The following is a 13196-nucleotide window of genomic DNA, read 5'->3' on the forward strand; positions in this document are numbered from 1 at the left end:
CTCGATCCTTGCAAGAGCGTCGAGAATATCCGAGAGGTAGAGGTCCGGTGCTCTCATGCGTAGATCAGGTCCCGGATGACCTGCTCACGGATATCAGGCCGCAATGCGGTCTGAGGCACCACATCCACCCGACGACCGAACCTCTCCTCCAGGAACTGCGACAGCCCGATGAAGTCGAAGAGATCCGCAGCGGGGCCGAACTCCACGAGCAGGTCGATATCACCTCTCCCGGTTCCTTTCGCGCATAGGACCCAAAGAGCCCGACGATCCGGACATGGTAGCGCTCTGCGAGCTCGTCTTTCATAGATTGCAGGTCCTCGAGTATTTCGGTGCGGTTCTTCGCATGCATTAGGGCTCAATCTTCATTCGTCTCTGGACTGCTTTAATTTATCTCCCTTGCCCTCCAATTCCACACGATGCCGCCGCGTGCTCGCCAGACGACTCATCGGCCAGGGCGTTCGGCATGCCCACGGATCCCTCGCCACTTTCATCCGCTATCCTTCTTCCCGGCATGCCGGCGCCTTCTCCTGAGCCGCGATGCACGGGATACTACTAATATCTTCAGGCCCTGCAATTCTCATTGCAGTATGGTTGATGTCGATCTGCTGAAGCGGTGGTGCGGAGAAGTGCGGCAAACCCTGCGGGATCTCGAGCGGATTGTCCGCCTGGGGGAGGCGGAGTTCCTCTCGAACCCGTACGTGCGGGATGCCGCCAAGTACCGGCTGATCGTGGCGATCGAAGGCGCAATCTCCATCTGCAGCCACGTCGATCGCCACGATCGCTCCAGGAGATACCAGACAGCTACGGGGACTGCTTCCTGCTCCTGGGCCGCGAGGGCGTGCTGGAGCGGGACCTCGCCGAACGCTGCGCAGAGATGGCGAAGTCCCGGAACCTGATCATTCACGCCAATGGGAAGATCGACGATCGAAGAGTCTTTGCCATCCTGAACGAGGACCTCGCCGATATCGAAAGGTTCGTCGCGGAGGTGCTGGACTGCGCAGGTCGCGTTGAGCGGCAGCGATAGGGAAGAGATCGTCTCCCGCATCCGCCGGGTCCTGGAGGGTCACGAGGAGGTCGTCTTCGCCTGCCGGTCGACGTGAGCGTGATCAACGCGGCGCCGCTCCGGGCGGTCCACCGCATGATCAGGGGGCAGCTGATCCTGAGCCGGGACGACGGGCGGCGGTTCCGGTGCATCGAACGGGTGTTGGCAGAGTACCTGGACCTCAAACCCATCGAGGAACGGATGATCGACGAGGTCCTGCGGGGAGGGGTGTGAGACATCCCCGATCCTCCCTCGCATCGGATCTTGCCTGGAAGCCGCTTACACCACCACGAGGAGAGAACGTGCCGCGATCGACCTGCCGGAAACGGTGCGCAACGGAACGATTCACTGGCAGGAAGGAGATCCTCAAGACGTTCGTTCCCTGAGATGATCACCAACCGAATCGAAGGTATCCTGGACTTCCAATCCTCATTTTCCGAGGAACGGTATTGAAACCTACTTTGACAATTTTGAGGCGCTGGCAACGGCGATCTTTCAATCCTCATTTTCCGAGGAACGGTATTGAAACGGGATATGCTACTCCTGACCCTGCACAACCTCCGCACCTTTCAATCCTCATTTTCCGAGGAACGGTATTGAAACGTATGCGGTGCATACAGACCGAGGGCGCCCGGTTACCTTTCAATCCTCATTTTCCGAGGAACGGTATTGAAACTTGCCCTGGGGGGCGATTTGCCCCGCCGGTGTTATTCTTTCAATCCTCATTTTCCGAGGAACGGTATTGAAACGGCGGGCCATTGTGTTGTGCCTGCGGTATTGTTGTCTTTCAATCCTCATTTTCCGAGGAACGGTATTGAAACGCACGAATCAGTTTGTCCCGATCCGCTCGTAATTCTACTTTCAATCCTCATTTTCCGAGGAACGGTATTGAAACGCCGGTATGTCCACGGCGGACATCATGACGTTGTTCGGCTTTCAATCCTCATTTTCCGAGGAACGGTATTGAAACCCACCCCACCGGCCCTGACCCGCACGGCGGAGGTATGCTTTCAATCCTCATTTTCCGAGGAACGGTATTGAAACGGCACCTGCCTGCCTGGTATCTCGGCCTCCATCCTGACTTTCAATCCTCATTTTCCGAGGAACGGTATTGAAACGGCGATGGGGTTCTCGCCGATATCCTGGATGGACGACTTTCAATCCTCATTTTCCGAGGAACGGTATTGAAACTTTAAAACAAGGCTCTCTATCTTTTGACTATGAATCTTTCAATCCTCATTTTCCGAGGAACGGTATTGAAACCCGTACCTTAAATCGATCACGGAAGTTCCGATTGTCACCTTTCAATCCTCATTTTCCGAGGAACGGTATTGAAACTTTATGCCGCGAGTGGATATATTAAAACGCCCGGACCTTTCAATCCTCATTTTCCGAGGAACGGTATTGAAACACATTCGAGACATTTGTGGTCGATCGGTCCCTGGCGTCTTTCAATCCTCATTTTCCGAGGAACGGTATTGAAACATGGGAGGGGCTCGGCGGGTATGGCCGGATGTACATCTTTCAATCCTCATTTTCCGAGGAACGGTATTGAAACTTTATCCAATTGTTCGTGTAGTATATGCTGACATATCTTTCAATCCTCATTTTCCGAGGAACGGTATTGAAACGGTGTCCGGTACGGAGGTTACCCTGCCCTGCCAGATCTTTCAATCCTCATTTTCCGAGGAACGGTATTGAAACTTTACTGCAAGGAGATGGGAAAGCGTCTCCTCCGGGCTTTCAATCCTCATTTTCCGAGGAACGGTATTGAAACACCATCAGGGAACTTATCGGGGACGCCATGCCGCTCGTCTTTCAATCCTCATTTTCCGAGGAACGGTATTGAAACACGAACTGTTGCATGTTCTGCTAGACGGTAGCCCCCTCTTTCAATCCTCATTTTCCGAGGAACGGTATTGAAACGTACGTGTATGATACAGGGGCGGTTCTGCGAAAACGACTTTCAATCCTCATTTTCCGAGGAACGGTATTGAAACGGTACTGGGTTCCGGCAGATCAGGTGCCGTATATCGCTTTCAATCCTCATTTTCCGAGGAACGGTATTGAAACGTCAGTTGTTTTTCAACTACCACCCGTTAAAACGGGTCTTTCAATCCTCATTTTCCGAGGAACGGTATTGAAACGCGATGTGTTTCACGCCGAGATCCACACCGATGACGCCCTTTCAATCCTCATTTTCCGAGGAACGGTATTGAAACAGCCCATGTAGCAAAAGGAACCGCATAGGCAACCACTTTCAATCCTCATTTTCCGAGGAACGGTATTGAAACACGCAAGGAAGAGCGGGTTGTTATAGGGAACCTGTTTCTTTCAATCCTCATTTTCCGAGGAACGGTATTGAAACGGCGAGCGCGGCGGCGAAAGCGGGAAAAATTGGTGGCTTTCAATCCTCATTTTCCGAGGAACGGTATTGAAACTGAGGGCGTCGGAGTCCAGGACCCCGGTGATATTGTCTTTCAATCCTCATTTTCCGAGGAACGGTATTGAAACACGCGATCGTCGTCCCGGGGACCGCCTCGATCACTCACTTTCAATCCTCATTTTCCGAGGAACGGTATTGAAACGTCAAGAGACTGTACCGGATCGTAGACGGGTTCCAACTTTCAATCCTCATTTTCCGAGGAACGGTATTGAAACGCGATCCTCGCCGGGGCCAACCTGCAGGGAGCGAACCTCTTTCAATCCTCATTTTCCGAGGAACGGTATTGAAACGATACGAAGACCAAGAACCATATCGGGCTTATCGGGCCTTTCAATCCTCATTTTCCGAGGAACGGTATTGAAACTCACCTTCGGCAGACTAGGTACGGAGACTTTAGGACTTTCAATCCTCATTTTCCGAGGAACGGTATTGAAACTTAGCAAAATAATCCCACACGCGGTAGCACCGTTCACCTTTCAATCCTCATTTTCCGAGGAACGGTATTGAAACGCTGGTCGCCGTAAACATTCCAGCGCGTGGTGTTGTCACCTTTCAATCCTCATTTTCCGAGGAACGGTATTGAAACTTGTAGTAGCGCCCGATATCGTAGGAGACGATCCACCTTTCAATCCTCATTTTCCGAGGAACGGTATTGAAACCCGAGGGGCAAATCTTCATTTCTGGGCGTGTTTATCTTTCAATCCTCATTTTCCGAGGAACGGTATTGAAACGGTGACACTCGAGTACTGGTGAAGGCGCTCTGTGAAGCTTTCAATCCTCATTTTCCGAGGAACGGTATTGAAACTGCGGCCCGGGTTGTGGGCGGAGACCGAGACGATCCCCTTTCAATCCTCATTTTCCGAGGAACGGTATTGAAACACGCGATCCGGTTCAGCGACCACCAAAAGGCGTGATCTTTCAATCCTCATTTTCCGAGGAACGGTATTGAAACTGCTCAAGGACATCAAGGCGGAGATCAAGAGCATCCCTTTCAATCCTCATTTTCCGAGGAACGGTATTGAAACTGCGGCGAATATCACACAAACGACAATCTACACACCTTTCAATCCTCATTTTCCGAGGAACGGTATTGAAACGAGGAAGATGCGTCCCACTCAAACCCGATGACATCCCCCTTTCAATCCTCATTTTCCGAGGAACGGTATTGAAACGCAGTAGAACGCAGGCAATATCTCCGATCCGTTCTCTTTCAATCCTCATTTTCCGAGGAACGGTATTGAAACATGGGATTCAATGGTATACAAATAAATATATTATTCCCTTTCAATCCTCATTTTCCGAGGAACGGTATTGAAACTGATGGCCGGCACCATCACGGCGAAGGTCCTATTTGCTTTCAATCCTCATTTTCCGAGGAACGGTATTGAAACCCTGCAGAACTACAAACCCGTGGACCAGATTGTATCTTTCAATCCTCATTTTCCGAGGAACGGTATTGAAACATGGGGCTTATCCTCCTTTAACGCTGGAAATGGTTGCTTTCAATCCTCATTTTCCGAGGAACGGTATTGAAACTCTGGTTATGGACTTCAGACCCTTCGCTCTTCACGACTTTCAATCCTCATTTTCCGAGGAACGGTATTGAAACTTGAACGGTTCTTTGAACCCGATTTCTGCCAGGAATCTTTCAATCCTCATTTTCCGAGGAACGGTATTGAAACTCCGGCACCGCCGCCTCCGCCAGCGGCGTTCCCCCCCTTTCAATCCTCATTTTCCGAGGAACGGTATTGAAACTCGGTTGCCATCGGTAGCGGCAGAAGGGACAGGTGATCTTTCAATCCTCATTTTCCGAGGAACGGTATTGAAACACGAGATCGAGTTTGGGTCGTTTCACCCGGCTCTTCTCTTTCAATCCTCATTTTCCGAGGAACGGTATTGAAACACACCTACCACGGCACCATCTTCTCCCTGATCTACCGGCTTTCAATCCTCATTTTCCGAGGAACGGTATTGAAACGCGGTTGTGGGAACAATACATCGCGCAGGTGGCTGACCTTTCAATCCTCATTTTCCGAGGAACGGTATTGAAACGGGATATGCTGCTCCTGACCCTGCACAACCTCCGCACCTTTCAATCCTCATTTTCCGAGGAACGGTATTGAAACGTATGCGGTGCATACAGACCGAGGGCGCCCGGTTACCTTTCAATCCTCATTTTCCGAGGAACGGTATTGAAACTTGCCCTGGGGGGCGATTTGCCCCGCCGGTGTTATTCTTTCAATCCTCATTTTCCGAGGAACGGTATTGAAACGGCGGGCCATTGTGTTGTGCCTGCGGTATTGTTGTCTTTCAATCCTCATTTTCCGAGGAACGGTATTGAAACGCACGAATCAGTTTGTCCCGATCCGCTCGTAATTCTACTTTCAATCCTCATTTTCCGAGGAACGGTATTGAAACGCCGGTATGTCCACGGCGGACATCATGACGTTGTTCGGCTTTCAATCCTCATTTTCCGAGGAACGGTATTGAAACCCACCCCACCGGCCCTGACCCGCACGGCGGAGGTATGCTTTCAATCCTCATTTTCCGAGGAACGGTATTGAAACGGCACCTGCCTGCCTGGTATCTCGGCCTCCATCCTGACTTTCAATCCTCATTTTCCGAGGAACGGTATTGAAACGGCGATGGGGTTCTCGCCGATATCCTGGATGGACGACTTTCAATCCTCATTTTCCGAGGAACGGTATTGAAACTTTAAAACAAGGCTCTCTATCTTTTGACTATGAATCTTTCAATCCTCATTTTCCGAGGAACGGTATTGAAACCCGTACCTTAAATCGATCACGGAAGTTCCGATTGTCACCTTTCAATCCTCATTTTCCGAGGAACGGTATTGAAACTTTATGCCGCGAGTGGATATATTAAAACGCCCGGACCTTTCAATCCTCATTTTCCGAGGAACGGTATTGAAACACATTCGAGACATTTGTGGTCGATCGGTCCCTGGCGTCTTTCAATCCTCATTTTCCGAGGAACGGTATTGAAACATGGGAGGGGCTCGGCGGGTATGGCCGGATGTACATCTTTCAATCCTCATTTTCCGAGGAACGGTATTGAAACTTTATCCAATTGTTCGTGTAGTATATGCTGACATATCTTTCAATCCTCATTTTCCGAGGAACGGTATTGAAACGGTGTCCGGTACGGAGGTTACCCTGCCCTGCCAGATCTTTCAATCCTCATTTTCCGAGGAACGGTATTGAAACTTTACTGCAAGGAGATGGGAAAGCGTCTCCTCCGGGCTTTCAATCCTCATTTTCCGAGGAACGGTATTGAAACACCATCAGGGAACTTATCGGGGACGCCATGCCGCTCGTCTTTCAATCCTCATTTTCCGAGGAACGGTATTGAAACACGAACTGTTGCATGTTCTGCTAGACGGTAGCCCCCTCTTTCAATCCTCATTTTCCGAGGAACGGTATTGAAACGTACGTGTATGATACAGGGGCGGTTCTGCGAAAACGACTTTCAATCCTCATTTTCCGAGGAACGGTATTGAAACGGTACTGGGTTCCGGCAGATCAGGTGCCGTATATCGCTTTCAATCCTCATTTTCCGAGGAACGGTATTGAAACGTCAGTTGTTTTTCAACTACCACCCGTTAAAACGGGTCTTTCAATCCTCATTTTCCGAGGAACGGTATTGAAACGCGATGTGTTTCACGCCGAGATCCACACCGATGACGCCCTTTCAATCCTCATTTTCCGAGGAACGGTATTGAAACAGCCCATGTAGCAAAAGGAACCGCATAGGCAACCACTTTCAATCCTCATTTTCCGAGGAACGGTATTGAAACACGCAAGGAAGAGCGGGTTGTTATAGGGAACCTGTATCTTTCAATCCTCATTTTCCGAGGAACGGTATTGAAACGGCGAGCGCGGCGGCGAAAGCGGGAAAAATTGGTGGCTTTCAATCCTCATTTTCCGAGGAACGGTATTGAAACACCGCTGCCTGGGCGCTGAAGAAGAGGCGGCAATCTCTTTCAATCCTCATTTTCCGAGGAACGGTATTGAAACATTGGTTGCGCGGGAAGGGCGCGGGCGGGGTATTGCCTTTCAATCCTCATTTTCCGAGGAACGGTATTGAAACGTTAGGGGGAGAGAGGAGTCCGACCCAACCACACTCACTTTCAATCCTCATTTTCCGAGGAACGGTATTGAAACGTTGAACTGAACCCTCCAGAGTTCATGATCATACCCTACTTTCAATCCTCATTTTCCGAGGAACGGTATTGAAACCACTCTGCTCGAGGGGGCACCAGTCTGGGATGAGGGCTTTCAATCCTCATTTTCCGAGGAACGGTATTGAAACTTCGCTGCCGTCGCGGTATTCCTGGCTGTGTATGCGCCTTTCAATCCTCATTTTCCGAGGAACGGTATTGAAACGTTCGGTCCTGGCTCCAGATAGGCATTTGAGTTTGTCTTTCAATCCTCATTTTCCGAGGAACGGTATTGAAACGCAGTACTTGCGCTAATGTCCTTGACGGTAATACTGCTTTCAATCCTCATTTTCCGAGGAACGGTATTGAAACGCAGATTGTAGATCGGATTCTCTACAATGGGAGGATCTTTCAATCCTCATTTTCCGAGGAACGGTATTGAAACGCGAAGACGGGATCCCAGACGAAGTGGCCGTCGTGCGCTTTCAATCCTCATTTTCCGAGGAACGGTATTGAAACTGATGCTGATTACCCAGCGAATCCAGAATATCCCAACTTTCAATCCTCATTTTCCGAGGAACGGTATTGAAACACCGCACGGCCACGCGGGCGAACAACACCAGCTACCCTTTCAATCCTCATTTTCCGAGGAACGGTATTGAAACCGGGGGCGAGGCATAGCGGAATGGTTCATAACGCAACTTTCAATCCTCATTTTCCGAGGAACGGTATTGAAACGCCGCGTCCGTCACGTCTGCCGGCCGGCCGGTAACCCTTTCAATCCTCATTTTCCGAGGAACGGTATTGAAACGTTGTGATCTGGCCCTTGACCGTATCCATCGGGACGGCTTTCAATCCTCATTTTCCGAGGAACGGTATTGAAACCGGTCTGCCAGGTCGGGCCGGAACCCTGCCCTGAAACTTTCAATCCTCATTTTCCGAGGAACGGTATTGAAACTGTGGTTCCGGTAACGAACGAAACGACGTTCGCAGCTTTCAATCCTCATTTTCCGAGGAACGGTATTGAAACGATGAGGCCCTCTCAGGGCTCCTCAGGGATCTCAGGGCCTTTCAATCCTCATTTTCCGAGGAACGGTATTGAAACTGTAATTGACTTGGCCGTATTCTTGGTGGATATGACCTTTCAATCCTCATTTTCCGAGGAACGGTATTGAAACGAGCCGGTGGTGATGTGTCAGCGCATCCCATCAGTAGCTTTCAATCCTCATTTTCCGAGGAACGGTATTGAAACGACGAAGGGAAAACCCAGCGGTGGATGGAACGCCACACTTTCAATCCTCATTTTCCGAGGAACGGTATTGAAACTTCTCCTTCCATGCGTTCTGCGTCCGGACCGCGGCCCCTTTCAATCCTCATTTTCCGAGGAACGGTATTGAAACCCCGGACTACGACCCGGACCGGTTCCAGGGATTCCACTTTCAATCCTCATTTTCCGAGGAACGGTATTGAAACAGATCTTCGGGAGCGATGGAGTAGGGATGGAGATCTTCCTTTCAATCCTCATTTTCCGAGGAACGGTATTGAAACAAAGATCGTCGAGCACGGACAGCTCAACGACGACCTCTTTCAATCCTCATTTTCCGAGGAACGGTATTGAAACCACGGAGCCGCCGACGGCAACCTCGAAAAACAGATCCGCTTTCAATCCTCATTTTCCGAGGAACGGTATTGAAACGTAGGTATCGTTATCGGCGTGGTCCGGGTCGTAGTAGACTTTCAATCCTCATTTTCCGAGGAACGGTATTGAAACTAAGGATCATCGCAGAGGGGCCGAGCAATCTTGTCCACTTTCAATCCTCATTTTCCGAGGAACGGTATTGAAACAAACTCATTCGAGAGGGTTGCGCGATAATTTCGACCACTTTCAATCCTCATTTTCCGAGGAACGGTATTGAAACACCGCGCCTCGTCCCATATAGCGCGGTTAACATACGCCTTTCAATCCTCATTTTCCGAGGAACGGTATTGAAACGGGGACCTGCTCGCCTGGGGCGTCTGGGAGGTCACTGCTTTCAATCCTCATTTTCCGAGGAACGGTATTGAAACGTATTTCGGGTGCTCTCCTGGGATAAGTGGGATGAGCTTTCAATCCTCATTTTCCGAGGAACGGTATTGAAACGAGTCGATCCAGCGCGAGTCCTCGGCGGTCTGGTGGATCTTTCAATCCTCATTTTCCGAGGAACGGTATTGAAACACGGCACACCCTTTCGGGGGTCGCTCGTTGCCTCAAACTTTCAATCCTCATTTTCCGAGGAACGGTATTGAAACCCCGGCGGCTTTCCTCTGCCCGATCTGATACGCATACTTTCAATCCTCATTTTCCGAGGAACGGTATTGAAACGTGCGCACGGTGAAAGTGCATCACCGCTCCTCGATGCCTTTCAATCCTCATTTTCCGAGGAACGGTATTGAAACTTCTCCCGGCATCAGTCCGGGGATCAGGATAGGATCTTTCAATCCTCATTTTCCGAGGAACGGTATTGAAACGTCGCGTGACGGACTGGTGGCGCAAGCCGCGGAAGTCTTTCAATCCTCATTTTCCGAGGAACGGTATTGAAACCTCGCAGTTCACGCGGACCGCCCCCGCTCGAAGTCACTTTCAATCCTCATTTTCCGAGGAACGGTATTGAAACGAACGTTACCTGCGGGAACTGGGCTGGGAAGGGTTTACCTTTCAATCCTCATTTTCCGAGGAACGGTATTGAAACGGCGGCCGCCGCCACCGATGTTCAGGTCAAGTGGACTTTCAATCCTCATTTTCCGAGGAACGGTATTGAAACAGCTGGAGTCCGGGGAACGGCCCCCGGCTCCGGCCGACTTTCAATCCTCATTTTCCGAGGAACGGTATTGAAACGAGAAGTCCGGGATCTCCCTCGATCTCTGTCCCTATCTTTCAATCCTCATTTTCCGAGGAACGGTATTGAAACATTGAGGAGCAATTTATGTCTGACCATTTCCACATCTTTCAATCCTCATTTTCCGAGGAACGGTATTGAAACTCACGATCGACGACCTCATGAAGTTGCCCTATCTCCTTTCAATCCTCATTTTCCGAGGAACGGTATTGAAACGCACTCTGAAGCGGATCTCGCGTTGATCGGGATCTCTTTCAATCCTCATTTTCCGAGGAACGGTATTGAAACTGTAGAAGAATGACAGTAAAAGGTCAAATTGATAAATCTTTCAATCCTCATTTTCCGAGGAACGGTATTGAAACGGAACCCGGAATATACCGAATGGGTGGTCACACCCCCTTTCAATCCTCATTTTCCGAGGAACGGTATTGAAACGCAGCGGCCCCCGAACAGCGCGGTAACCATGCAAAGCTTTCAATCCTCATTTTCCGAGGAACGGTATTGAAACTCTAACCCCCTTTTTGAGAGCATCGGGTGAGCAGAACTTTCAATCCTCATTTTCCGAGGAACGGTATTGAAACTGGCTTCTGCCGTAGTTATCAGCTCGTCCCCCAGGTCTTTCAATCCTCATTTTCCGAGGAACGGTATTGAAACCCGGTTCTGCCGCAGGTGTAATTCCTGCCGTCCCCTTTCAATCCTCATTTTCCGAGGAACGGTATTGAAACATCGGAGTATCCTGTGTTCCGTTGTGACCTTTCACGCTTTCAATCCTCATTTTCCGAGGAACGGTATTGAAACGGTCTCCGACCCGCTGCCCCGTCTACAACATCTATGCTTTCAATCCTCATTTTCCGAGGAACGGTATTGAAACCTGTCGTACTGCTTCGCCAGGAACGCCGGGGGGCGCTTTCAATCCTCATTTTCCGAGGAACGGTATTGAAACGTCACGGTCTGCCCGGACGCGGTGAACGAGTTGGCCTTTCAATCCTCATTTTCCGAGGAACGGTATTGAAACTTATTTTTATAACGGGACTGCATGGAATCAATTTGACTTTCAATCCTCATTTTCCGAGGAACGGTATTGAAACGCAGTGGAGACAGGGTGAGACATGTATAGACATGGTGCTTTCAATCCTCATTTTCCGAGGAATGGTATTGAAACAGGGTCGAGCCGCCGGTGTTGGTGGCCCGGATGTATTCTTTCAATCCTCATTTTCCGAGGAACGGTATTGAAACGGTGTAGCCGATCATCTCGGCCCCGGCTCCTTCCCAGTCTTTCAATCCTCATTTTCCGAGGAACGGTATTGAAACCGGGCGAAATAATCCCGCACGCGGTAGCACCGCTCCCCTTTCAATCCTCATTTTCCGAGGAACGGTATTGAAACATTGACTGCTCGGAGGCCGGGCCCGGCTGCCTCGAGGCTTTCAATCCTCATTTTCCGAGGAACGGTATTGAAACGTGATCGCCGACGTCTACCGGATCCCCCGGGAGGCCCTTTCAATCCTCATTTTCCGAGGAACGGTATTGAAACGGTCCGCCGGAAATACGCGGCCATCAGGCAGGGTATCTTTCAATCCTCATTTTCCGAGGAACGGTATTGAAACGGGGAAGAGGCTGGCACAGGAGCTGTACGTCCACTACAACTTTCAATCCTCATTTTCCGAGGAACGGTATTGAAACGAGAGTGATGCGGGAGACGGATGGAGACGGTCCCGGCTTTCAATCCTCATTTTCCGAGGAACGGTATTGAAACCCCATTCCGACCAGTCCGACCTGTCGCCGTTGGTGTCTTTCAATCCTCATTTTCCGAGGAACGGTATTGAAACGTAGCCTTTCGTTTTTCCATTTTTTTCTGATCAACGGCTTTCAATCCTCATTTTCCGAGGAACGGTATTGAAACGGCGGTCGAGGTCAAGTTCCCGCCGATCCTCAAGCACTTTCAATCCTCATTTTCCGAGGAACGGTATTGAAACGGCGTCGAGGACCGCGATCAGGAATGTTGCCAGTCTCTTTCAATCCTCATTTTCCGAGGAACGGTATTGAAACCCAGCAGGCGGAACTCTTCGCGGTCCCCCCGGTGCCCTTTCAATCCTCATTTTCCGAGGAACGGTATTGAAACCGTATCGCTACGCTCCATAGTGGAGAGGAGGTGATCTTTCAATCCTCATTTTCCGAGGAACGGTATTGAAACGCCCTTCAGTTCCGGATGCTCTTCTTTGAGTTTCGGGCTTTCAATCCTCATTTTCCGAGGAACGGTATTGAAACACCGCGGAGGCGTTGTCCACGATCAGGAGAAACCCCGCTTTCAATCCTCATTTTCCGAGGAACGGTATTGAAACTCCCGATACTCCGCCCCGATCGACTTCAGCACCCGGCCTTTCAATCCTCATTTTCCGAGGAACGGTATTGAAACGGAAAGACGGGATGATGGATCCGGAACCGCTCGATACCCTTTCAATCCTCATTTTCCGAGGAACGGTATTGAAACCGTGTTCGAGGATCTGAATATCACAAACATGCAGACTTTCAATCCTCATTTTCCGAGGAACGGTATTGAAACGTCTCGGGCTCTGGCTGCCCATCGAGACGGGTATGCACTTTCAATCCTCATTTTCCGAGGAACGGTATTGAAACTGGCTTGAATATCATGT

Annotated in this window: 4 protein-coding genes and 1 CRISPR repeat array; of the genes, 3 read left to right on the forward strand and 1 reads right to left on the reverse strand. The window is 50.2% G+C overall.

The annotated features are described in order from the left end of the window. Positions 1-53 precede the first annotated feature (53 nt). Complete coding sequence (locus tag QMC96_07775) at positions 54-206, reverse strand: hypothetical protein (GenBank protein MDI6876652.1); 153 nt, start codon at positions 204-206, stop codon at positions 54-56. Between the two features lie 381 nt (positions 207-587). Between QMC96_07775 and QMC96_07780 the strand changes: the two genes are divergently transcribed. The 3 genes from QMC96_07780 to QMC96_07790 all read left to right on the forward strand — a co-directional run bounded on the left by QMC96_07780 (position 588) and on the right by QMC96_07790 (position 1276). Then, positions 588-896, forward strand: coding sequence for a DUF86 domain-containing protein (locus QMC96_07780; protein MDI6876653.1), 309 nt, complete (start codon positions 588-590; stop codon positions 894-896). Beyond that, positions 839-1024 (forward strand): DUF86 domain-containing protein, encoded by a 186-nt coding sequence (locus QMC96_07785; GenBank protein MDI6876654.1) that lies wholly within the window; start codon positions 839-841, stop codon positions 1022-1024. The genes QMC96_07780 and QMC96_07785 overlap by 58 nt, the downstream gene beginning before the upstream one ends. A gap of 72 nt (positions 1025-1096) precedes the next feature. Then, positions 1097-1276 (forward strand): hypothetical protein, encoded by a 180-nt coding sequence (locus tag QMC96_07790; protein ID MDI6876655.1) that lies wholly within the window; start codon positions 1097-1099, stop codon positions 1274-1276. A 185-nt stretch (positions 1277-1461) separates the two neighbouring features. Beyond that, positions 1462-13179: a CRISPR direct-repeat array (repeat unit 37 nt; unit sequence CTTTCAATCCTCATTTTCCGAGGAACGGTATTGAAAC). Positions 13180-13196 lie beyond the last annotated feature (17 nt).

This window comes from Methanomicrobiales archaeon, assembly GCA_030019205.1.
In the GTDB taxonomy this organism is placed as follows: Archaea; Halobacteriota; Methanomicrobia; order Methanomicrobiales; family JACTUA01; genus JASEFH01.